The following is a 23,003-nucleotide window of genomic DNA, read 5'->3' as shown; positions in this document are numbered from 1 at the left end:
ACCAGCCATGACATTGCCCTCTTCGTCCTCGAGGGTCACCGTCACCGTCGAGCCGGCCGGCCAGCCGTCACCCGAGATCGGCAGGTCGAGCCCCGCGTAGGCAGGGTCCGTTCCGACGACCGACTGATCGAGTGCGCGAACGGTGGAAGAACCCAGCTCGACATCGACCGAGCCCTCACCCAGAAGCGGCAGCAGCTCGACGCTCAGGGCGCGGACGGTGAAGCTCCCGTCGCCGAGGTCACCCACCTCCGGCTGCTCGTTGATCGTGAGCGCTGCGACCTGCGTGAGGACGGGCTGGAGAGCCACGTTGAGCAGATTGGCAACGATCGGATCGAGTACGCCGTTCACCGTCGGTTGCAGGTTCGCGAGGACACCGTCCACCGCCGGGGACAGGAGATCGCCGAGCTGGCCCACGACCGGGTTCAGGATGTCCGTGACCGTCCCGAGCAATCCGCCGAGCAGGCCGGGGTCGTCGATCTCGAGCTCTGCGGGCAGGTAGCCATCGACGCCGAGGAGGCCGCCGAGGGTGGCCGCGGTGCCGTCGGTGGACTGAAGCGTGACAGAGGCGTCGGTGACGGGCAGACCCAGCAGCCCGACACCGAGATCGATGTCGAGGTCGACGGCGACGCCGTAGATTCCCTCGGTGATGAGGTCGACGGCCTTGGTCGTCAACGAGTTCGGCCCGGTGCCGGTGACAGCGCTCGTCACGCCGGCGGTGATGGCGTTGACGACGTCGCCGGTGAGCACGTCGGTGTTCGCCGGCAGGCTGTTCAGGTCGAGACCGGCGTATGCGGCGTCCGACTCGAGAAGCACCTGCGCCAGGTCGACCGTGATGGTGCCGTCGCTCAGATCGACCGAGACCGAGGCCGGCGCGTCGGCGGTCGAGTTGTCAATCGGCTCCTCGAGCAGTCCGTTGCGAACGGACTCGGTCAGCGTCGCCGTGTCGAGACCGAGGCCGTTCAGTGAGGCGTCCACGCCACCGACGATCGGGATGCTCACGGCATCGAGCGTCGTCACCAGAGCGCTGACAAGCTGGAAGATCGCTCCAGGTTCCGTCTCCGCGTCACCCGGTGCGAGCAGGCCCTCGACGGGAGCGAGCGCGCCGCCGACGATATCGTCGGTGACCGCGGTGGCGTCGCCGAGCGCCGGGCTCGTGAGGTCGGCCTGGAGGTCGGCCAGACGATAGGTCGAGGTGATCTCCGGACCGTCCTTCTCGATCTGCGAGCCGACGGCCCCGATCGTGATCGAGGCACCGGTCAGCAGCTCATCGGCTACCGCATCGCCGATGATCTGACGCACCAGCGCGCTGAGGTCAAGCTGTGCGGGGTCGCCGACACCGCCCTGGTAGGCGTCCGTGTTCAGCGCGCCCTCCTCAGTGAGAAGGCCGGTCGCCGCGAACGCGTTGTTCGCGGTGGGCGACGAGGCATAGCTCTCCGCCGCGCCGAGCGCGCCGAGATCCAGCAGGCCGGGCCCTTCCTCTCCCGCCGGCTTGATGAGCGGCAGGTCGAGGCCGTTCAGCCCGAGCTGCACGGCGTCGAGCAGCTCCAGGTTGAGAGCGGCGTTGTCGGATTCGTTCGGACCGGGCGGCGAGAACTCGGTGGTGGCGCGGCCTGCACCCGCGACGTCGAGTCCCACTCCGTCCACCCACAGGAGGTGAGCGTGAGCCGCGGAATCGGCTTCGGTCTCGACCTCGTCGGCATTCGCCGCAGTACCGATGCCGACAGCCCCGCTGACGACGAGGCTTGCAGTGGCAAGGCTCGCGAGAGGAGCGAGTCTGCCCTTTCTGGTGCGGGCGACCGGAACGCCCGCATCTGATTTCTTCATGGGTCTCCTGGTTCTGGGGACAGGGAGACACCTGCGCAAACGCCCCCGGCGCCACGCGCGGGCGTCGGATGCGAGCATTGCGGGATACTGGCGAGATTTCTAGGGCTTCTCACAGGAACCACGTTCGGTTAGGCTACCCGCCTGCCACCACGGCCAGCACCGCCTCCCCATAGGCGTCGCGCTTCTTCGCGCCGATCCCAGGGATGCCGTTCAGGTCGGCGAGACTCGCGGGTCGATGTTCCGCGAGCGCGCGCAGCGTCGCATCGCCGAACACGATGTACGCGGGGACCCCCTGTTCGCGCGCCTGCTCCGCGCGCCACGCGCGCAGCGCCTCGAAGAGCCCTCGGTCCTCCGGGGCGAGCGCGTCGGACGCACTGGCCTTGCGCTGCGGAACGCGCGCCACGCGCCCGATCACGTCCTTGCGGAGCGGCACCGGAGTCTCGCCCCGCAGCACGCCGCTGGAGGCGGGGCTCAGCGCGAGCGTGCCGTACTCCCCTTCCGCGGCGAGCAGCCCCTGCGCGAGGAGCTGCCGGATGACGCTGCGCCAGTCCTGCTCGGACAGGTCCTGCCCGATCCCATACGTCGCCAGCTGGTCGTGCTGGAACTTCCGCATGCGCTCGCTGGAGGCGCCCCGGAGGATGTCGATGAGGTGTCCCGCGCCGAAGGACTGATTCCGCTCCCGCTTCAGCCGCACGACCGTCGAGAGCAGCTTCTGCGCGGCGATCTGGCCATCCCACACCTCCGGCGGCTCGAGGCAGGTGTCGCAGTTGCCACACGGCCCGGACTCCTGCCCGAAGTACCCGAGGAGGTTCTGCCGGCGGCAGGAGACGGTCTCGCAGAGGGCGAGCATCGCGTCGAGGTGCTGCGACCGCCGCTGCTGGATGGCGCGGCCTCCGTCGCCCTGCTGGATCATGCGCCGCTGCTGGACGACGTCGCCGAGACCGTAGGCCATCCATGCGACGGACGGCTCGCCATCCCGGCCTGCGCGCCCGGTCTCCTGGTAGTAGCCCTCGACCGACTTCGGCAGGTCGACGTGCGCGACGAAGCGCACATCGGGCTTGTCGATGCCCATGCCGAACGCGATGGTCGCGACCACGACCACGCCGTCCTCGCGCAGGAAGCGAGACTGGTGCGCAGCCCGCACGCGCGCGTCGAGACCCGCGTGATACGGGATGGCGTCGATCCCCTGCTGCGCGAGGAACGCCGCGACCTGCTCCACCGACTTGCGGCTGAGCGCGTAGACGATGCCCGCCGACCCCTCCGGCTGCGAGCGGATGAACTGCAGCAGCTGCTTGCGCGCATCCGTCTTCGGCTCGATTCGATACCGGATGTTCGGTCGATCGAAGCTCGCGACGAAGTGCTCGGCATCCGGCAGACGCAGGCGCTCGCTGATCTCGCGGTGCGTCTCGCGCGTGGCCGTGGCGGTGAGCGCCATCCGCGGCACGCCGGGGAACCGCTCCGCCAGGGCGCCCAGGGCGAGGTAGTCCGGCCGGAAGTCATGGCCCCACTGGCTGACGCAGTGCGCCTCGTCGATCGCGATGACGCTGAGTGCGCCGCGTTCAAGCATCCGCAGCGTCTGCTCGCCGTTCAGCCGCTCGGGCGCGACGTAGAGCAGGTCGAGCTCACCCGCGACATACGCCCGCTCGACCGCACCACGCTCGTCGGGCGTCTGCGTGGAGTTGAGGTACGCCGCGCGCACGCCGTTGGCCCGCAGGGCGTCGACCTGGTCGTGCATGAGGGCGATGAGAGGCGAGACGACGAGCCCCGTCCCCTCGCGCACGAGCGCCGGGATCTGATAGCAGACGCTCTTGCCGCCACCGGTCGGCATGAGCACGACCGCGTCGCCGCCCCCGATGACCTGCTCGACGATCGCCTCCTGATCGCCGCGGAACGACTCGTACCCGTAGACGGTGCGGAGCGCGTCGCGCGCGGACGCGAAACGGGATGGCGCGGGCCGGGAGTGCAGGGAGCCGCCGCTCGACGACGTGACCGGCTCGACGGGCGCCCACCCTTCGGGCGGCCCCTCGTCGTACGGCTCCTCAGGCGGAACCCAGCTGTCGTCGTCGGGGATGCGCGCGACCATCCACGGATCGCCCTGGGGGTCGTTCTGCAGATGCGCGGGCATATTCCGAGTCTACGGAGCACGTCTGACACCGCCCTCGGTGCGTCGTATTGGCTTAGCGTGGGAGCCGACGAGAGGAGCCGATCATGAGCGACCACACGGTCACCAGGAACGACGAGCTGAGCCGCTACGAGCTGCACGACGCGGAGACGGACAAGGTCGCCGGCTACGCGGAGTTCGAGCAGGGAGAGGGGCGAGTGCGCTTCACGCACACCGTGGTCGACCCGGAGTTCCGCGGACGCGGGTACGGCAACGCGCTGGTCTCCGACGCGCTGGCGGACGTCGCCCGACGCGGCGACGTCATCATCCCCGAGTGCCCGTTCGTCGCCGACCACCTCAAGCAGAACGAGGTCGCAGGCGCGATCGTCGAGTGGCCCGAAGGCACGCCGATCGACGCGGCCACCCCGGGAGAGCAGTCGTCGTGACCCGGTACGACGCCGACGTCGAGACCGACGGCGGCGCGACCACCTGCGACGGGCCACGCGCCCTCCTCCTCCCTGCCCGCGAGGTGCCGCTCGGCGGCATCCGGGCGATGGACGTCCGGCGCTCCCTGCCCCAGCGAGAGCTCCCCACCGTCGGCGCGTGGTGCTTCCTCGACCGGTTCGGCCCGCAGGCGGCCGTGATGCGCGTCGACCCGCACCCGCACATCGGGCTGCAGACCGTCACCTGGCCGCTCGTCGGCGAGATCCGCCATCGCGACAGCCTCGGCAACGACGTCGTCGTGCGGCGCGGATCGCTCAACATCATGACCGCGGGCGCCGGCATCTCCCACTCCGAATACTCCATGGGAGACGACGCGATCGCCCTCGATGCGCTGCAGCTGTGGGTCGCCCTGCCCGAGGAGCGCCGGCACGGCGCGCCGGACTTCGAGCGACACGATGACCTCCCGCAGCTCTCGCTTCCGACGCTCGACGGCGATTGCGCGGTGGCCACGGTCGTCGTCGGCGAACTCGGCTCGGTCACGTCGCCGGCCACCATGCACACCCCGATCGTCGGCGCCGAGATCGCCCTCCCCGCCCGCTCCCGCGTGCGCGTGCCCCTTCGCTCGGACTGGGAGCACGCGATCGTGCGCGTGGAGGGCGACCTCCGCGTGGTCGCCGACGAGAACGACGGCATCGCGGTGCAGGGCCAGGACCTGCTCTACCTGGGCGTGCAGCGCGATGAGATCGAAGTCGCGTCAGACGAGGGCGCGCTCGTCTTCCTTCTGGGCGGGGAGCCGTTCCCCGACGACATCGTCATGTGGTGGAACTTCGTCGGACGCAGCCACGAGGAGGTCGTCGAAGCGCGCGAGGAGTGGGAGCGCGGAGACCCGCGATACGGAGCGGTCGCGGGGCACCCGACGGACCAGAGAGTCGCCAGCCCGCCGTTGCCCAGCGTGCGCCTCACGACGAGGCGCCGCCGGCTCTGAGCGCGGCCGCGCACCGGATGCGGTGCGGCATCATCGCTCCGCGTAGTCCGCGGCGGCCGGGAGCCCGAAGAACTCCTCGAGGGTGTGGAACCCGCCGTCGTGATAGCTCCGGGCCAATGCGACGCCGACGAAGCGCAGATGCCAGGGTTCGGGGTCGTACCCCGAGGTCGGCGTCTGCCCCTCCTCGTAGCGGACGATCCATCCCTGCCGCCAGGCGTTCTCGGCGAGCCAGTCGCCCTGCGGCGTGCCGGCGATCTCGTAGATCGTGCCGCACCTCCCGCTCGTGCAGGCGACGACGTCGGCCGCGAGGCCCAGCTGATGCTCGCTGAAGCCGGGCCGTGCGGAGATCGCCTCCGCGCCCTCCTCTCCCAACGCTCCGAGCTGGCCGGCGAACGTGCTCACCTGCGTCGCGTATGAGCGGTACCCGCTCTGCAGCGCGATCTCCCCCGCCCCCGCCTCGAGCGCGTCAGCAGCCAGCGCATCGAGCGCGGTAGCAGCATCAGGACGCAGGCCTCCGCCGACGAGGCTGCGCGTGGCCGATGGCGTCTGCACGTCGGGCGCATAGTCGATCGGCTCCAGAGGGCGCCGCTTGTTGACGACCGCCCAGGTCGTCGACGGATCGTCCAGTGCCACGCAGCCCGCGGCTGCCGCACGGCGGAACTCCTTCACGCCCGTCTGCGTGGACAGCAGCTCGGAGATCGCCTCGGCGTCGTCGAGGTCTTCGCCACGCTCGCAGGGCTCTTCCACGACGACTTCGAAGCTCGGAACCGGCAGTGCTTCGACGGATCCGGGCTGCGGGTCCGTCGGCTGCCTCGTGACCACCGTGGCGATCTCGGTCGGCCGGCCTTCGTGGGAAATCGCCCACGCGACACCGAGCGTGCACGCGGCCACGATCCCCGCCGCGCTCGCGAGCGCGATCACCGCGCGCGGAAGGGATGCCCTCGAGGTCCGAGCCATGTCCTCATTGTCGCCCCTTCTCGGCCACACACAACGGCCACCCGCACTTTTGTACGAGGTGATCTTGACTTCTTCTTCGTAGCTGTGTTCGATGGAGGGATGAGGTGGCAGGGGCAGCAGGTGGGAGCGGTGGACGAAGCAGCTCTTCCCGGCCTCGATCAGGTAGGCGCCGGCGTGCGCACGGTCACCACCCCCGAGTTCGCCGGGATCACCTTCCACGAGGTGGTCGCCAAGTCAGCCTTGAACCACGTGCCCGGCCCGAGCTCGATGCCCTTCGACTGGACCGTGAATCCCTATCGGGGATGCAGTCACGCCTGCACTTACTGCTTCGCTCGCGGCACGCACGAGTACCTCGACCTCGACGCCGGACGCGACTTCGACTCGCAGATCGTCGTCAAGGTCAATGTCGCCGACGTGCTGCGACGAGAGCTCGGACGATCGACCTGGCAGCGGGAGCAGGTCGCCCTCGGCACGAACACCGACCCGTACCAGCGTGCCGAGGGGCGATACCGCCTCATGCCGGGAATCATCGACGCGCTCGCCGACTCGGGCACGCCGTTCTCGATCCTGACCAAGGGCACGCTCCTGCGGCGCGATCTTCCGCAGCTCGCACGGCGACGAGCGGATGTCGACATCTCCCTCGCGATGTCGATCGCGGTCTACGACGACGCGCTGCAGCACGCCATCGAGCCGGGCACTCCCACCGCCCAGGCGCGGCTCGACACCGTCCGGGCCGCCGCGGACCTCGGCTTCCGCGTGCAGGTCTTCCTCATGCCGATCGTGCCGCACTTGAGCGACTCGGTCGAAGCACTCGATGCGGCGCTCGGGCGCATCAAGGCAGCCGGTGCGAGTCGCGTCATCTACGGCGCGATGCACCTGCGGCCCGGAGTGAAGCCCTGGTTCTTCCAGTGGCTGCAGCGCGAGCACCCGGATCTCGTCCCGGCGTACCGCGGGCTCTATCCCGGGGCCTCGGTCGAGGCGCCGAAGGGCTACCGCACCTGGCTCGCACAGCGGGTTCGTCCGCTGATCCGTGCACACGGCCTGAACGGGTACGCGGAGGACGACCAGCCCGCACGCTCCCGCCCGCGGACGCCGCGTGCGGCCCCGCGGATCATCGAGACCGGGCCGGAGGCCGCTCCCACGCTGTTCTGACCGTGCGGCTCAGCCCGAGTAGGAGACCCCCCAGCGCAGCACCCATTCCTCGTCGGGCGCCAGCCAGCGGAGGCCCCGACCGGAGTTGAAGGCGTCGGCCGGAGCGGTCATGGGCTCGACCGCCACGGCCAGGTCGCGACCCGGATACTGCGTGGTCGTGAAGACGACGCCGAACTCGAAGCTCTCGTCCTGCCAGACGGTGAGGGTCCTTCCATCGGGAGCGGCGAGAACGGTCCGCGCCAGCCCGTCGCCATCGCGGGCGAGCCCGCCGTACGCGCGGTCGAGGGAGACATCGCCCAGGCGCACCCCTGAGCGGAGATCGGTCGACGCATCCACCTCGTGCTCGGCGACGGGGAGCATGCGCTCGTCTGTCTCGAACCAGATGGCGCCGGGCGCGGTGATCGTGAGATCGGCGACATCGACATCGCCGATGCAGAAGAACGGATGGGCGCCCACGGCGACGGGGGCGTCCTCCGCGCCCGCATTGACGATGCGGTGGGTGACCTCGATGCCGTCCTCGACGAGCGCATAGGTCACGCTCGTCGAGAGAGTGAAGGGATAGCCCGTCTGCGGGTGGATCACTGCGGAGAGCGTCGCCTCCGCACCCGCCGCCTCGATGCCGTACGGCGCGTACCGGAGCAGGCCATGGCTGGCGTTGCCGTACTTCGGCTCGGAGATCGCCAGCTGCTCGGTGCGTCCGCGCTGCGTCCACCGGCCGTCGCGGATGCGATTGGGCCACGGAACGAGGACGATCCCGGACGCCGACGGCGTCCGGGATCCTTTCGGGTAGCGAGCGACGAGGTCTACTCCGCCCACCGTGAGCGCGCGCAGCGACGCGCCCACCTGCGCGATCTGGGCGGTCACCTCGCCACGGCCGCCCTCCGCTCGAAGAAGAACCTGCTCACCCGTGGGATCGATCCGCATCATCGCCCTCTCTGCCGCTTCGCTCGTCCGGTCTACGGCCTCAGTATCGCCCGCCGCGCACATGGAAGCCTTTCTATTTGCTAGCTTAGCTAGAGACATTGATCGACGAGGAGCAGGCATGGCGGAACGCCGCAGGACCGACGACCTTCCGGAGGCGCCCCGCGTGCAGACGGTGCGACCGGAGAGGCGAGTCGTCGCGCGAACGCCACGATGGCTGCGCATCCTGCTCCCCGCTCTCCTCATCCTCGTGTGGCTGACGGCGGCCTCCATCGGCGGGCCCTACTTCGGCAAGGTCGACGAGGTGTCGTCGAACGACCAGACGACCTACCTCCCGGAGAGCGCCGACGCGACGGCGGTTCAGAAGCGCTTGTCGGACTTCACGGATGGCGACGCTATCCCCGCCGTGGTCGTGTTCTCGTCGGCCGAGACGCTGTCGGACGATGACCGCGCCGCAGTCGACGAGCGGCTGGCGGCGGCAGCCGACCTCGCGGGGATCGACGAGATCTCCCCGGCCATCCCCTCGGAAGACGACCTGGCCATCCAAGCGTTCGTTCCGATCTCCTCCGATGCGGAGCTGGCCGACGCCGTTGCCGCACTGGGCGACACCCTGCGCGACGGGCTGCCGTCCGGACTCGACGTGCACATCACCGGGCCGGCTGGGTTCTCGAACGACCTGGTCGGCGCGTTCGCCGGCATCGACGGCGTCCTCCTGCTCGTCGCCCTGCTCGCCGTGCTCGTCATCCTCGTGATCGTCTACCGATCGCTGCTGCTGCCGGTGGCCGTGCTCTCGACGAGCCTGTTCGCGCTGTGCGTCGCGCTGCTCACGGTCTGGTGGCTGGCGAAGGCGGGCATCCTGCTGCTCAGCGGACAGACCCAGGGCATCCTCTTCATCCTCGTCATCGGCGCGGCCACCGACTACTCGCTGCTGTACGTCTCGCGCTATCGGGACGAGCTGATCCACCAGGAGAGCAAGTGGAACGCCGCGCTCACCGCCCTGCGGGGCTCGTTCGAGCCGATCCTCGCGTCGGGCGGCACCGTGATCGCCGGCCTCCTCTGCCTGCTCCTGAGCGACTTGAAGTCGAACAGCACCCTGGGCCCGGTCGCCGCGATCGGCATCGTCTTCGCGATGCTGTCGGCCCTGACGCTCCTCCCCGCACTTCTCTACGCCTTCGGCCGCGCGGCCTTCTGGCCACGGCGGCCCGCATTCGATCCGATGGCGGAGGCAGCGGGGGTGCCCTCTCGGGGCCTCTGGGCACGCGTGGCGGGGCTCGTGCACCGTCGCCCGCGCCTCATCTGGATCGTCACCACCCTGGTCCTCGCCGTCGGCTCGCTCGGCTTCACGCAGTTCCAGGCGTCGGGAGTCTCGCAGTCCGACCTCGTGCTCGGCGACTCCGAGGCGCGCGACGGGCAGGCCGTGCTCGGTGAGCACTTCGCCGGCGGATCGGGCAGCCCCGTGTATGTCGTCGTGCCTGAGGCCGATCTGCAGGAGGCAGCGGATGTGCTCCTCGCGAACGACGGCGTCGACGGCGTCGCGGTCTCGGCGGACACCGACAGCGGCAGCGCCGCGGTGACAGCGGACGGGATCACCGCCTTCGGCCCTCCGGGCACGCCGGCGCCCGAGCCGACGGTCGCGGATGGCGATGTGCTGGTGCAGGGAACGGTCGCGGATGCCGCGGACTCGGCGGCCGGCGAGGAGACCGTCCGCGACCTTCGCGAGGAACTGGCCGAGGCCATCCCCGACGCCCTCGTCGGCGGCGTGACGGCGACCGACGTGGACACGAACGACGCGTCGATCCACGACCGGAACCTCATCATCCCGGTGATCCTCGCGGTGATCCTCGTGATCCTCATGCTGCTGCTGCGGTCGATCCTCGCACCGGTGCTGCTCATCATCACGACCGTGCTGTCGTTCGGCACGGCGATGGGCGTCTCGGCTCTCGTCTTCAACGAGGTCCTCGGCTTCCCGGGCGCGGATCCCGCGGTACCGCTGTACGGGTTCGTGTTCCTCGTGGCCCTCGGGATCGACTACAACATCTTCCTCATGACGCGCGTGCGAGAGGAGTCGCTCGCACACGGCACGCGCGACGGGGTCCTCCGCGGTCTGGCCATCACGGGCGGCGTCATCACGTCGGCGGGGCTCGTGCTGGCGGCGACGTTCACGGCGCTGTCGGTGATCCCGGTGCTGTTCCTCGTGCAGCTCGCGTTCATCGTCGCCTTCGGCGTGCTGCTCGACACGTTCATCGTGAGGTCGCTGCTGGTTCCCGCTCTGTCGTACGACATCGGGCGTGCCATCTGGTGGCCGTCGCGGCTCGCTCGCGGCGAGCGCTGACCGGGGCTCAGAACGAGAACGGCCCCGTGCCATCCGCGATGGATGGCACGGGGCCGTTCTGTCGGGAGCGCTCTGCTTACGCGGTCAGCTCGGCCGCCGTCGGCGCGGAGCCGGCGAGCTCGGCGATCAGGTCGTCGCCGGGGCGCACCTGGTCGAACGGCGCGTCGATCTCGGCGCGCTCGAGGAGCTCTGCCATGCGACGCTGGCGCATGCGCGTGATGAGCGTGACGACGCGGCCAGAGCGGCCGGCGCGGCCGGTGCGACCGGAGCGGTGCAGGTACGTCTTGTACTCGGTGGGCGCGTCGGCCTGCACCACGAGGTCGACGTCGTCGACGTGGATGCCGCGCGCGGCGACGTCCGTGGCGACCAGCACCTGAGCGCGGCCCTTCGCGAACTTCTCGATGTTGCGCGTGCGCTTGGCCTGGTTCAGGTCGCCGTGGAGCGCGACGGCGGTGAAGCCGGCGTCCTCGAACTGCTCGGCCAGCTGCTCGGCGTAGGCGCGGGTGCGGGAGAAGACGAGCGTCTTGCCCTCGCGGTCGACGAGGGTGTCGAGCACCTCGCCCTTGCTGCGCTGGTCGATGACGAGCACGCGGTGATCGATGGTGCCGGAGTCCTGCGTCTCGTTCGCGACCTCGTAGACGGCCGGCTCGACGAGGAACTCGTCCACGAGCGCGGCGACCTCGCGGTCGAGCGTCGCGGAGAAGAGGAGCTTCTGGCCGCCCTTCGAGGTGTGGCGCAGGATGCGCTGCACGGGCTCGAGGAACCCGAGCTCGCACATGTGGTCGGCCTCGTCGAGGACCGACACGATGATCTGCGACAGATCGAGCTTGCCCTGGTCGACGAGGTCCTCGATGCGGCCGGGGGTGCCGATGATGATGTCGACGCCCTTCTTCAGCGCACCGACCTGGCGCCCCTGGGGAACGCCGCCGTAGATCTGCGTGGTGAACAGGCCGACGCTGCGCGCGATGGGCTGCACGGTGCGGTCGATCTGCAGAGCGAGCTCGCGCGTCGGCGCCATGATGAGGGCGACGGGGGCCCGACCGAACTCGCGCTTCTGACCGGCCTTGGACCGGAGCACGCGCTCGACGAGCGGGGCGCCGAAGGCGATGGTCTTGCCCGAGCCGGTGCGGCCGCGAGCGAGGACGTCACGACCCGCGATGATCGGGGCGATGGTGGCGGCCTGGATCGGGAACGGCTTCGCCGCACCGAGCTCGTCCAGCACGCGGACGATGTTCTCGCCCAGGCCCAGATCGGCGAACGTCACCTCGGAGTCGACCGCCTGCACGGCCTGCGCCTCGAGGCGCTCGTGCACGGTGTCGATCTGCTGCTCCTCGGCGACCGAGCGCGCGGGACGCTCGTCGCGCTGGAAGCGGGCCGGGCGCTCATCGCGCTCGAAGCGCGGACGCTGAGTGCTGCGCGCGTCGCGAGCGCCACCGGCCGAGGGCCGACGGTCGTCACGAGCCGAACGGTCGTTGTACGACGGGCGGCCGTTGTCACGGGCGCCGCGGTCACCGTACGAGGGGCGACGGTCGTCACGAGCCGGACGGTCGCCGTACGAGGGGCGGCCGTTGTCACGGGCGCCGCGGTCACCGTACGACGGACGGCCGCTGTCACGAGCCGGACGGTCGCCGTACGACGGGCGACGGTCGTCACGAGCCGGACGGTCGCCATACGAAGGACGGCCGTTGTCACGAGCGCCGCGGTCACCGTACGACGGGCGACGGTCGTCACGAGCCGGACGGTCGCCATACGACGGACGGCCGCTGTCGCGAGCGCCGCGGTCACCGTACGACGGGCGACGGTCGTCACGAGCCGGACGGTCGTCACGAGCGGGACGGTCGCCATACGAGGGACGACGGTCGTCACGAGCCGGACGGTCGCCATATGAGGGACGACGGTCGTCGCGCGGCGCGAAGCCGCCCTCGCGACGCGGGGCGTAGCCGCCGCCCCCGCCGCGCGGACCGGAGCTGCGCTCGAAGCGGTCTCCATCGCGCGCCGGGCGGGCATCGTCACGACGCGGGCCGCGGGGGCCGCCCTCGTTGCCGCGGAAGGGGCCGCCGGGCTTCTTCTTCGCGTAGCGGGGGTCGAAGTTCTGGGCGGGGCGCCCGCCGGCCGGCTTCTTGCTCTTGGGCATGGTGTTCCTTCGGGTTCTCTCACGAGAACAGCGCTCGAGCGCACACGCGCGAGCAGACCCGGACTGTCGGGAGCCGGGGGCCATTCATGTGATGGTTCATGCGCGTCGATCGACGCTCACCATCGGCCCCTGGACTCACACCTGCCAAAACGTCCGCGCTCTGCGCGGTGTCCGAAGCCGACCGATCAACGCTACTGGAGGCGTCTGGGAAAGCCCCGGGCAGGCCATCCCCGCCGGCTGGCCGTCGCCGCGCGCCGGATCTCGGAGGCCTGGTGCGGGAGTCGCCCCGCGTGACGGACACGCGCACACCGCCCCCGGCCATCCGAGACCCGAGACGTGCTCTCGACGTGCTTCCCCACCGCGAGGTTCCGGATCTCGGATCGCTGATGCGGGAGTCGCCCCGTGCGACTGACACGCGCACACCCACCCCGGCCATCCGAGATCCGGAACCGTCGACCTACCTCCGGCGACGCCGCCGCAGCGGCGCGGCCGCCGGAAGCGCGGCCGCCGGAAGCCCGCCCGCCGCGGACGCGGGCTCATCGCCATCCGAGCCGCCGTCGCTCGTGCCACGCACGTCCCGGTCGGCGCGCTTGGCAGCGCGACGCTCGCGGGCGCCCTCGACGAGGTTGTAGAGCGTGGGCAGCACGATGAGGGTCAGCAGCGTCGACGACACGAGACCGCCGATCACGACGATCGCGAGCGGCTGCGAGATGAAGCCGCCATGACCCGTGATGCCGAGCCCCATCGGAGTGAGCGCGAAGATCGTGGCGAGCGCGGTCATGAGGATCGGCCGCAGACGCATCGACGCTCCCGCGAGCGTGGCGTCGTGCGCGGAGAGCCCGCGCTCGCGGTACTGGTTCACGAGGTCCACGAGCACGATCGCGTTCGTGACGACGATGCCGATGAGCATGAGCACGCCGATCAGCGATGCGACGCCGAGCGGCACCCCGGTCACGATCTGCAGCAGGATGGCGCCGGTCGCCGCGAACGGCACGGACACCAGCAGCAGCAGCGGCTGGCGCAGCGACTTGAAGGTCGCGACCATCACGACGTACACGATGAGGATGGCCGCGAGCATCGCGAGGCCCAGCTGGCTGAACGAGTCCGCCTGCTGCTCGGCGACGCCGCCCACCGATGCGGTGGCGCCATCCGGGAGCTCGGCGGCATCGATCGCCGCGCTCACCGACGCGGTGGCGACGGCGAGGTTGTCGACCGTCGGCGGCACGGTGATCGTCGCGGTGCGGCGTCCGCCGACCGTGGTGATCGACGCCGGGCCCTCGCTCTCCTCGATCGTCGCGAGGTCGCTCAGCGGCACCGTACCGCCGGCCGTGGGGATGGCCAGGTCGCGCAGCTCGCTGACGGTCGCGGGCGGGTCGGACACGGCGATGTACACCGTGAGCGCGGTGTCGTCGAACTCGACGGTGCCGGCCTGCTGCGGCTGCATCGTGCCCGAGACGATCGAGCCGACCGCCGCCTCCGAGAGACCCGCCTCGGCCGCCGCGCCGCGGTCGACCTCCACGGCGATGTAGGGCAGCGACGCGGCGAGGTCGTCGGTCACGTCGCCGATGCCCTCGCGCCCGTCGAGCTCGGCGACCAGAGCCTTGGTGGCCTGGGTGAGCGCGTCGGAACTCGGCGCATCGACGGTGACCTCGATGTCGGACGACCCGAACCCGGCAGCCGCCGCCACGGTCAGCTCCCCCGCGTCATCGAGCTCACCGAGCGCGTCCTGCACCTCGGCTCGCAGAGCCTCCTGGTCGACGCCGTCCTCGGTGGTGATCGAGTAGGTGACACCGGCACCGCCCGAGAAGGCGTCGCCGAGGGCGGAGCCGCTCGAGCCGATGGACGCCTGCACGGTCTCGATGCCGTCGAGGTCGACGAGCACGTCCTCGACCTTCCGCGCGGCGTCGTCCTTCGCCTCGAGGCTCGCGGTGTTGCCCAGGTCCTGCGACACCGACATCGTGTTCTGCCCCGTGTCGCCGAGGAAGTTGACCTTCATCAGGGGGGCGAGGGCGATCGTGCCGACGAGGACGACGACCGCGAGGACGAGCGTCACGGCGGAGTGCCGCAGCGTCCATCCGAGGATCGGAAGGTAGGCCCCCTGCAGCCGCGTGGGCGGCGCGTCGGGGTGCTCGGGGTCGATCGGCTCGCCGTTCGCGTCGAGCAGGGGCTTGCCCGGGCGCATGAACCAGTAGGCCAGCACGGGCACGATCGTGAGCGCGACGAGCAGCGAGGCGGCCATCGCGATCGTGACGGTCAACGCGAACGGTCGGAACAGCTCACCGACCATGTCGCCCACGAAGACGATCGGGAGGAACACGGCGACGGTCGTGATGGTCGAGGCGGTGACCGCGCCGGCCACCTCGCGCACGGCCAGGCGGATGGCGTCGCCCTTGTCGGCGCCGCCGACGTAGTGCCGCTTGATGTTCTCGATCACGACGATCGAGTCGTCCACGACGCGGCCGATCGAGATCGTCAGCGCCCCGAGGGTCAGCAGATTGAGCGAGTAGCCCGACGCCTGCATCCCGATGAACGTGATGAGCACGCTGGTGGGGATGGAGATGGCGGTGACGATGGTCGAGCGGATGGACAGCAGGAACACGAGGATGACGAGCACGGCGAACACGAGGCCGAGCAGTCCCTCGGTCGCGAGCGTGTCGATGGACTCGACGATGAAGGGGGCCTGATCGAAGACGATCGTGAACTCGGCGTCAGGCAGCGTCTCGCGCAGGTCGTCGATGACGCTCTGCACGCCGTCGGAGACCTCGACCGTGTTGGCCGCCGGCAGCTTCGTGATCGAGAGGGAGACGGCGTCCTCGCCGTTGACGCGGGAGATCGACTCGGTCGGGTCGTCGGTCTGCTCGACGTCGGCGACGTCGTCGATCGTGAGCACGGGGCGCGGGACGGCCTGGCCCGTCGCCGGATCCAGCGCCGGGGCGGCGTCCGTGGCCAGCGGCAGCGCCCGCAGGGCGCCGATGTCGGCGATCTTCTCGCCCGTCTGCACGGTGAGGGTGCGGCCGTCCTCCGTGATGTCACCGCCCGGGAAGAGGTTGCCGTTCTGCTCGAGGGCGTCGGCGATCGCCTGCTGCGTGAGCCCGTTCTCGGCGAGCGCCTGCGCGTCAGGCGTGACGGTGATCCGCTGGCCCGTCCCGCCGACGATCTCGGCGGATCCGACTCCGTCGACGTCCTCGATCGCGGGCACCGCGATGTCCTCGAGCTGCGAGCGGCCGGTCTCGTCCTCGCCGAGGCCCGATACGGCGACCTGGATCACCGGCAGGTCGTCGATGCTCACCGACAGCACCTGCGGCTCGACCGACTCCGGCAGCTGCGACGCGATGCGGTTGATCGCCTGCTGCATCTTCTGCTCGGCGGTCGCGAGGTTCGACCCGTACTCGAACGTCGCCTGCACGATGGAGGCGTTCGTCGTCGAGGTCGCGGTCGTGGACTCGAGCCCCTCGACCCCCTGCACCGCCGTCTCGATCGGCGTCGACACGTCGGCCTCCACCACCGTCGGCGACGCGCCGGGGTACGTCGTCATGACGACGAGGGCGGGCAGCTCGATCGACGGGATGAGCTCCTGCTTGAGGCTCGTCAGCGAGAGGCCGCCGAAGACGGCCGCGCAGATGGTGATGAGGGCGATGAGCGCCCGGTTCTTCAGACTGAGGACGGCGAGCTTCGACACGGGGCTCTCTCGTTCGGTATGGCCAGGCGGAGCGGTCGGGACCGTTCGATACGGTCCTGTATCCGAGCTCTCATTGTTTCACCGCCGCGCATGGCTCGGTCTCCCCCCACGGGAGGATCCTCAGGCGGCCAGAGCGCCGAGACCGAGACCCGCGAGAGCGGCCAGCGCGCACAGCGCGAAGGTGCCGCCCACGTCGAGCAGCGCCTTCGTCACCTGGCCCTCGCGCCAGAAGGCGGCGGTGTCGAGGGAGACGGTGCTGAAGGTCGTGTAGCCGCCGAGGAGGCCCGTCCCGAGAACCGTGAGCCAGGGCCATCCGAGCGACGCCCCGGTCAGAGCGCCCAGCGCGAAGGACCCGGTCACGTTCACCGCGAGGATGGCCCAGGGGAAGCCCCGCGGGACGACCCGCGAGAGCAGCACGTCGGCGAGCCACCGGAGGCCCGCACCGACGCCGCCGCCCGCGGCGACGAGAGCGACGACGATCACCGGCGCGTCTCCCGCCCCGCGATGCGGAGCCCGATGGCCAGACCGACCGCTGCCGCGACGACCGCCACCGCCAGCAGCGCCAGCGCAGCGGCGACCGCCGCCAGTGGCTGCGGCCCGCGAAGGGCCTCGGCGACCTGCACGGCGAAAGCGCTGTAGGTGGTGAAGCCGCCCAGCATGCCGGTGCCGAGGAAGGCACGCCACCGCGCGTGCCGCGCGCCGCACGCGCCGGCGACCACGCCGAGCAGCAGCGACCCGGTGACGTTGATGAGAGCGATGACGGGCACCATTGCTCCCTCGCCCGCGAGCAGGGTCAGCAGGTGGCGGGCGGTGACCCCGACCGCGCCGCCCACGCAGACGAGCGGAAGGAGCCCCCATGGAATCGCCGGGCGCATGGCGTCAGCCTCCGCGCACAGCAAGTCGCCGCGGAGAGTGCTCCGCGGCGACTTCCGATATCCGTTGCCCGAGAGGGCTACGCCTTCTCGAGTTCGTCTTCGTCTTCGTCTTCGTCTTTGTAGTCATCCGCCCAGCGGTCGACGTACGGGTCATCGTCCGGGTGCGCCAGTTCACGCTCCAGCGCCCGATAGTCGACGCTCGGGCTGAACGACTTGAGTTCACGGGCGAGCTTTGTGTGCTTCGCCTTCTGACGGCCACGCCCCATGCGCGAGACCCCCTTATGTTGATCCGCACCGGGCTTCTGCGCCGGCCCGCGTGCGTAACTTCCGACAGCCGGCTGATGCCGGGAAAGAGTAGAGTCCAGGGTACCACGCGGCCCTCGCACGCCGGCCGGGCTGCGGTTCGAGAGAGGACGCGCCCATGAGCGACAACGAGGTCTTCCCCGTCGATGAGACCCGCGACACCGCGGCCGACGCTTCCCTGCACGGGGCGGTGATCGTCGCCGCCATCCCGGGACAGGCCCCGCGCGTCGTCAAGGAGGCCGCGCGGTACGCCGCGCTGCTGCGCGCGCCGCTCGTCGTGGTGCACGTCGACGTCACCCGCTTCGTGACGTACGAGGACCCGGACGGATTCGTGCAGACCGCCCCCGTGGACATCCATATCGACGCGGGCGCCGAGGAGCTCGAGGCCGTCACCCGTGCCGCCGAGGAGCACCTCACCGGCAAGGACGTGCAGTGGTCGGTGCGGCAGCTCGTCGGCGACCCCGCTCTCGCACTCAAGCACTTCGCCGACAAGATCGACGCCCGTCTCATCGTCGTCGGCACGCGCAAGCGCGGCATCGGCGACTCGATCCGCGAGTTCTTCACGGGATCGGTCGCCGCCCGCCTGTCGCACCGTCAGCACCGCAGCATCCTCGTGGTGCCCGTCGGCGAGCCGATCTCCGACGACGAGGACTGGCCCATCGAGGGGTAGCGCCCGCGGCCTCAGCGGCCGCCGAGCGCCCGCTCGACGGTCGCCGCCGCGTCCTCGAGAGCTCGCGCGAGGTCGTCGACGACGGATGGCGCGAGCTCGCCGCCGCGGGCGACGTGCGTGCGCAGATCGGCCCGCACCCGCCCGCGGAACTCACCCACGGCCACCTCGGCGCGTTGCAGCTGCTCTCGCGCGCGCACACGGGGGTCGTCGGCGCGATGAGGGCGCGCGGTCTCGGTCGTCGCATCGGCGGCGGCAGCGAGATCCGCACGAAGGCTCTTCATCGCCTCGCTCACGCTGCTGCGGACCCCGTCCGCGATGATCCGCACCGAGTCGGCGAGACCCTCCTGGATGCCGCCGAGCTCCTCCGCGCGCGAGCGCACCTCGGCGCGGCCGGCGTCGGTGATCGCGTAGACGGTCTTGCGGCCATCCGCGGTCTTCGTCACGAGGCCCTCCTCCTCCAGCTTCGCGAGGCGCGGGTAGACCGTGCCCGCACTCGGGGTGTAGGTGCCGCCGGTGCGCTCGGCGAACGCCTGCATGATGTCGTACCCGTGGCGCGGCGTCTCATCGAGCAGGCTCAGGAGGTAGAGCCGCAGGTCGCCGTGCGAGAAGACGGGAGGCATCAGAGCCCCTCCCCCTCGGTCGTCGCCTGTCCCGGCCACTGCGTCTGGCCATCCGCCGCATCGGCCTGCCCGTCGGCCGCGGGCGCGTTCTCATCGCTCTCGCGCCGCACCACGGTGATGTCGCCGGCGACGGTGTTCACACGCACGTCGACGAACCGGCTGGAGAGCTCGCCGACCGAGGCGGTGTAGGTCGCCGGACCGGACGAGGTGTAGGCGACGCCGTCGACGCGGATGCGTCCGCTGGCCGACCGCGCCACGTAGTTCGCGGGGTATCCGGCGTCGAGGCGCAGTGTCACCGTGCCGCTCACGCCCTTCGCGGAGATGCGTTCGACGGGGCCATGCGCGTCGACGAAGGTCGACCCCGAGACGGAGTCCACGTCGACCCGCGTGAGCGCGCCGGATACCGCCACGTCTCCCGACACCGTGTTGGCGGAGAAGGCGCCGGTCATCTCGCGCGCCTGCACGTCGCCGGAGACGGCGTTGACGCCGAGGTCGCCCCGCAGGCCGTCGACGAGGACGTCACCGGAGACGGTGTTGATGCGCGCAGTGCGCTCGAGCCCGGCCACGAGCGCTCCCGCGCTCACGACGCCGAGGGTCAGCGCGACCGCACGGGGCACCGCGACGCTGATCTCTGCGCGCGGTCCGCCGGCGCCGAAGTTGCGGAAGACCTCGAGGAAGTTGTCCCAGCGCAGCTGCGGGTGGTCGATCTCCAGCTCGTCGCCGTCGAGCTCCACCCGCAGGTCCTTGATGGTGACGCCGTGCACCTCGATGCGCGCGTGCGGCTCGTCGTGGCCGATGATGTCGACCTGTCCGCCGATCAGCCCCACCTTGAGGCGACGGACGCCGTCGACGTCGATCGTGCGGGTCTCACCCGGGTGGATGACCCATTTCTCGTCTGCCATGATCTGCTCCTGTTCGGCGACCAGCGCCATCCGAATCGAGATATATCTCGTTGCGAGAAGTAGAACACGATATATCTCGAGACGCAACAGGACTGAGTGCTAAGACGCCTTGACCTTGACGCTGCGTCAACCCGTAGCCTCGTCCGCATCCGGTCAGCAGAGGGGAGTCGGCGATGGAGTGGACGATCCAGGAGGTCGCGCGGCTGACGGGCACGACGAGCCGCGCCCTGCGTCACTACGGCGCGATCGGCCTGCTGCCACCATCCCGCATCGGGCACAACGGCTACCGGCGGTACGACGAGGAGGCGCTCGTGCGCCTGCAGCGCATCCTGCTGCTGCGCGAGCTCGGGCTCGGACTGCCGCAGATCGCCGAGGTGCTGGCGCGGGAGACCAGCCCGGTCGCCGCACTCGAGACGCATCTGGCATGGCTGGAGAAGGAGAGAGGTCGGCTGGAGCGGCAGATCCGCTCGGTGACGGCCACCATCAGAACCCTGAAGGAGGGTGGAGAGATCATGGCAGAGGACATGTTCGACGGATTCGACCACACGCAGCACCGCGAGGAGGTCGAGCGGCGCTGGGGTCAGGATGCCTACGCGATGGGCGACGCCTGGTGGCGCGGGATGAGCGCGGAGGAGCGGAAGGCCTGGCGGCAGCGGTCGGCGCAGCTCGGCGCCGACTGGATCGCCGCGGCGAGCGCCGAAGTCGATCCGGCGTCCGACGCCGCGCAGGAGCTGGCCGCGCGTCACGTGGCGTGGCTGCAGAGCATCCCGGGTACGCCCGCGGCCGACCCGGAGGGCGACCTGCGCGGCTACGTGGTGGGGCTCGGCGAGATGTACGTCTCCGACGAGCGCTTCGCGACGAACTACGGCGGGGTCGAGGGCGCGGCGTTCGTGCGCGACGCGCTGCGGGCGTACGCCGAGGCGCGCCTGTGACGCCCTCCCCGGTTCTCGGTTCGCCGGGTTCTCTCGGTGCGCCTCTCGGGGCCTTACGCGGGACGGCGGCGCTCCGCTAGCGTCGGGGGCACGCGCCCGACTCAGGAGGAACCGTGACGGACACCACGCACCGCCCCATCGGCATCGCTCGCACGCTGCGCACGATCGCGATCGTCACGGGCGTCGTCTCGCTCGTCGCGGGACTCGTCATCCTCGTGTGGCCCCTGAAGTCGGCCCTGGTGATCACCGTGCTCATCGCGATCTACGCGATGGTGGCCGGGGTGATCGACATCGCGCTGGCGACGGTCTCCCGAGGGCTGAGCGGATGGCTCCGCGCGGGTCTCGCGCTGCTGGGCGTCCTCTTCGTGGTCGCCTCGATCGTCGCGTTCGCGAACCTGCCGTCGACGACCGTGCTGCTGGCCGTGGTCGTGTCGACGTTCCTCGGCATCGCGTGGATCCTCGACGGGCTCCTGTCGCTGCTCGCCCTGGGTGGCCCGAAGGACCCCTTCACCCCGGTGCGGCGCTCGCGCGGCTGGACGATCGCATTCGCGATCGTGAGCATCCTCGCGGGCGTCGTCGTGCTGCTCTCGCCGCTGTTGACCGCGCTGTGGCTCTGGCTGTTCATCGGGGCGTCGCTGCTGGTGTTCGGCGTCATCCAGATCGTCCGCGCCGCGACGCTCGAGCGCTGACTCAGGCGATCAGGACCCCTGCGTCTGCTCCACCCACGCGAGGTACTCCTCGCTGACGGTTCCCGTGACGTAGCGGCCGTCGAAGCAGCTCATGTCGAGGTCGTCGAGCACCTGACCCTCGGTGCTGCCCTCGAGGATCGCGGCTTTGAGGTCGTCGACCTCCTGGAACACGAGGTGATCGCAGCCCAGCACCTCGGCGATCTCGGGGATCGTCCGATCGTGCGCGACGAGCTCCTTGCTCGAGGGCATGTTGATCCCGTAGACGTGCGGATAGCGCACGGGCGGGGCCGCCGACGCGAAGGTCACCGAACGGGCGCCGGCGTCGCGCGCCATCTGGATGATCTGCTTGCTCGTGGTGCCCCGGACGATGGAGTCGTCGATGAGGAGCACGTTCTTGCCGCGGAACTCGCTCGACATCGCGTTGAGCTTCTGGCGCACGCTCTTCCTGCGCACGGCCTGCCCGGGCATGATGAACGTCCGGCCGATGTAGTGGTTCTTGTAGAAGCCTTCGCGGTACTCGATGCCGAGCACCCGCGCGACCTCCATCGCGGCGGGCCGAGACGAGTCCGGGATGGGCATGACGACGTCGATCTCGTCCATCGGCACGTGCTGCGCGATCGTCGCCGCGAGCTTCGCACCCATGCGCAGCCGCGCCTCGTAGACGGAGATGCCGTTCATGATCGAGTCGGGGCGAGCGAGGTACACGTACTCGAACGAGCACGGCTTCAGCTGCGGGTCGTCCGCACACTGCTTGGAGAACAGCTCGCCCTCGGTGGTGATGAAGACCGCCTCGCCGGGCTCGACATCGCGGACGACCTCGTAGTCGGCGTTCTCGAGCACGAGCGACTCGCTCGCGACGACCCACTCGTCGCCGCCGTCCTCGGCCGTCCGGCGGCCGAGGATGAGGGGGCGGATGCCGAACGGGTCGCGGAACGCGAGGAGTCCGTAGCCGGCGATGACGGAGATGACCGAGTAGGCTCCCTCGATGCGACGGTGCGTGCGCGAGACCGCCTCGAAGATGCGCTCGGGCTCGAGGTCGACCGGCGAGGTCGTCGCCTGCAGCTCGTTCGCGAGGACGTTGAGGAGCAGCTCGGTGTCGCTGGAGGAGTTGAGGTGGCGACGATCACGCTGGGCCATGTCGGCGGTCAGCTCGCGCGTGTTCGTCAGATTGCCGTTGTGGATGAGGATGAGTCCGTATGGTGCGTTCACGTAGAACGGCTGGGCCTCCTCCTCGCTGGAGGCGGTGCCCTTCGTCGCGTAGCGCACGTGACCGAGCCCGACGTTGCCCAGCAGCGCGCGCATGTCGCGGGTGCGGAACCCCTCGCGGACCATCCCGCGCGCCTTGCTCACGTGCATGACGCCGTTCGGCTCGGCGGTCGCGATGCCCGTGGCGTCCTGGCCGCGGTGCTGCAGCAGGAGAAGCGCGTCGTAGATGTCCTGGTTGACCGGGCCGCGCCCGACCACTCCGACGATGCCGCACATA

Annotated in this window: 19 protein-coding genes; 7 read left to right on the top strand and 12 right to left on the bottom strand. The window is 70.4% G+C overall.

What is annotated here, in order from left to right:
• The coding region (locus QWJ90_RS10970) for a choice-of-anchor G family protein (RefSeq protein WP_290107869.1) at positions 1 to 1,824 on the bottom strand (1,824 nt) is incomplete at its 3' end.
• Between the two features lie 133 nt (positions 1,825 to 1,957).
• Positions 1,958 to 3,949, bottom strand: a complete 1,992-nt coding sequence (gene recQ, locus QWJ90_RS10965; protein ID WP_290107868.1) for a DNA helicase RecQ — start codon at positions 3,947 to 3,949, stop codon at positions 1,958 to 1,960.
• Between the two features lie 83 nt (positions 3,950 to 4,032).
• Between recQ and QWJ90_RS10960 the strand changes: the two genes are divergently transcribed.
• Positions 4,033 to 4,371: a GNAT family N-acetyltransferase gene (locus tag QWJ90_RS10960; protein WP_290107867.1), complete on the top strand. Its 339-nt coding sequence runs from the start codon at positions 4,033 to 4,035 to the stop codon at positions 4,369 to 4,371.
• Positions 4,368 to 5,354, top strand: a complete 987-nt coding sequence (locus tag QWJ90_RS10955) for a pirin family protein (protein WP_290107866.1) — start codon at positions 4,368 to 4,370, stop codon at positions 5,352 to 5,354. Before QWJ90_RS10960 ends, QWJ90_RS10955 begins: the two co-directional genes overlap by 4 nt.
• A gap of 30 nt (positions 5,355 to 5,384) precedes the next feature.
• Here QWJ90_RS10955 and QWJ90_RS10950 read toward each other — a convergent pair whose 3' ends face one another.
• Positions 5,385 to 6,311, bottom strand: coding sequence for a M15 family metallopeptidase (locus QWJ90_RS10950; RefSeq protein ID WP_290107865.1), 927 nt, complete (start codon positions 6,309 to 6,311; stop codon positions 5,385 to 5,387).
• Positions 6,312 to 6,410: 99 nt separating this feature from the next.
• Here QWJ90_RS10950 and QWJ90_RS10945 point away from each other — a divergent pair, with 99 nt between their 5' ends.
• Positions 6,411 to 7,463: an Rv2578c family radical SAM protein gene (locus QWJ90_RS10945; RefSeq protein ID WP_290107864.1), complete on the top strand. Its 1,053-nt coding sequence runs from the start codon at positions 6,411 to 6,413 to the stop codon at positions 7,461 to 7,463.
• A gap of 9 nt (positions 7,464 to 7,472) precedes the next feature.
• On the opposite strand, the gene QWJ90_RS10940 is transcribed toward QWJ90_RS10945, so the two are convergent.
• The gene (locus QWJ90_RS10940; protein ID WP_290107863.1) at positions 7,473 to 8,387 is read right to left on the bottom strand and encodes an aldose 1-epimerase family protein; all 915 of its coding nucleotides are present in this window, start codon (positions 8,385 to 8,387) and stop codon (positions 7,473 to 7,475) included.
• A 118-nt stretch (positions 8,388 to 8,505) separates the two neighbouring features.
• Here QWJ90_RS10940 and QWJ90_RS10935 point away from each other — a divergent pair, with 118 nt between their 5' ends.
• Complete coding sequence (locus QWJ90_RS10935) at positions 8,506 to 10,716, top strand: MMPL family transporter (protein WP_290107862.1); 2,211 nt, start codon at positions 8,506 to 8,508, stop codon at positions 10,714 to 10,716.
• 76 nt (positions 10,717 to 10,792) lie between these two features.
• Here QWJ90_RS10935 and QWJ90_RS10930 read toward each other — a convergent pair whose 3' ends face one another.
• The 5 genes from QWJ90_RS10930 to QWJ90_RS10910 form a co-directional block, all read right to left on the bottom strand.
• Entirely contained in the window at positions 10,793 to 12,850 is a 2,058-nt protein-coding gene (locus QWJ90_RS10930) for a DEAD/DEAH box helicase (RefSeq protein ID WP_290107861.1), read from the bottom strand.
• A gap of 457 nt (positions 12,851 to 13,307) precedes the next feature.
• Entirely contained in the window at positions 13,308 to 16,529 is a 3,222-nt protein-coding gene (locus tag QWJ90_RS10925; RefSeq protein WP_290107860.1) for an efflux RND transporter permease subunit, read from the bottom strand.
• A gap of 120 nt (positions 16,530 to 16,649) precedes the next feature.
• The gene (locus QWJ90_RS10920; protein WP_290107859.1) at positions 16,650 to 17,012 is read right to left on the bottom strand and encodes a fluoride efflux transporter FluC; all 363 of its coding nucleotides are present in this window, start codon (positions 17,010 to 17,012) and stop codon (positions 16,650 to 16,652) included.
• Entirely contained in the window at positions 17,009 to 17,404 is a 396-nt protein-coding gene (locus QWJ90_RS10915; RefSeq protein ID WP_290107858.1) for a fluoride efflux transporter FluC, read from the bottom strand. The genes QWJ90_RS10920 and QWJ90_RS10915 overlap by 4 nt, the downstream gene beginning before the upstream one ends.
• Positions 17,405 to 17,481: 77 nt before the next feature.
• Positions 17,482 to 17,670, bottom strand: a complete 189-nt coding sequence (locus QWJ90_RS10910) for a DUF3073 domain-containing protein (RefSeq protein WP_156242374.1) — start codon at positions 17,668 to 17,670, stop codon at positions 17,482 to 17,484.
• A gap of 155 nt (positions 17,671 to 17,825) precedes the next feature.
• Here QWJ90_RS10910 and QWJ90_RS10905 point away from each other — a divergent pair, with 155 nt between their 5' ends.
• Positions 17,826 to 18,377: a universal stress protein gene (locus tag QWJ90_RS10905; RefSeq protein ID WP_290107855.1), complete on the top strand. Its 552-nt coding sequence runs from the start codon at positions 17,826 to 17,828 to the stop codon at positions 18,375 to 18,377.
• 11 nt (positions 18,378 to 18,388) lie between these two features.
• Here QWJ90_RS10905 and QWJ90_RS10900 read toward each other — a convergent pair whose 3' ends face one another.
• Both QWJ90_RS10900 and QWJ90_RS10895 read right to left on the bottom strand, forming a co-directional pair.
• Positions 18,389 to 18,997: a PadR family transcriptional regulator gene (locus QWJ90_RS10900; protein WP_290107854.1), complete on the bottom strand. Its 609-nt coding sequence runs from the start codon at positions 18,995 to 18,997 to the stop codon at positions 18,389 to 18,391.
• Complete coding sequence (locus QWJ90_RS10895; RefSeq protein ID WP_290107853.1) at positions 18,997 to 19,899, bottom strand: DUF4097 family beta strand repeat-containing protein; 903 nt, start codon at positions 19,897 to 19,899, stop codon at positions 18,997 to 18,999. The genes QWJ90_RS10900 and QWJ90_RS10895 overlap by 1 nt, the downstream gene beginning before the upstream one ends.
• Before the next feature lie 173 nt (positions 19,900 to 20,072).
• Between QWJ90_RS10895 and QWJ90_RS10890 the strand changes: the two genes are divergently transcribed.
• Together QWJ90_RS10890 and QWJ90_RS10885 are read left to right on the top strand one after the other, a co-directional pair.
• Positions 20,073 to 20,831 carry a MerR family transcriptional regulator gene (locus QWJ90_RS10890; protein WP_290107852.1) on the top strand — a complete coding sequence of 253 codons (759 nt, stop codon included), beginning with the start codon at positions 20,073 to 20,075 and terminating at the stop codon, positions 20,829 to 20,831.
• Positions 20,832 to 20,944: 113 nt separating this feature from the next.
• The gene (locus tag QWJ90_RS10885) at positions 20,945 to 21,520 is read left to right on the top strand and encodes an HdeD family acid-resistance protein (protein ID WP_290107851.1); all 576 of its coding nucleotides are present in this window, start codon (positions 20,945 to 20,947) and stop codon (positions 21,518 to 21,520) included.
• Between the two features lie 9 nt (positions 21,521 to 21,529).
• On the opposite strand, the gene purF is transcribed toward QWJ90_RS10885, so the two are convergent.
• Positions 21,530 to 23,002 carry an amidophosphoribosyltransferase gene (gene purF / locus QWJ90_RS10880; protein ID WP_290107849.1) on the bottom strand — a complete coding sequence of 491 codons (1,473 nt, stop codon included), beginning with the start codon at positions 23,000 to 23,002 and terminating at the stop codon, positions 21,530 to 21,532.
• Position 23,003: the final 1 nt, after the last annotated feature.

The sequence above is a fragment of the Microbacterium oryzae genome, assembly GCF_030406385.1.
Lineage (GTDB): Bacteria > Actinomycetota > Actinomycetes > Actinomycetales > Microbacteriaceae > Microbacterium > Microbacterium oryzae_A.
Note: the sequence above shows the minus strand (reverse complement) of the source record. Positions and strands in the feature narration are given on the sequence as shown.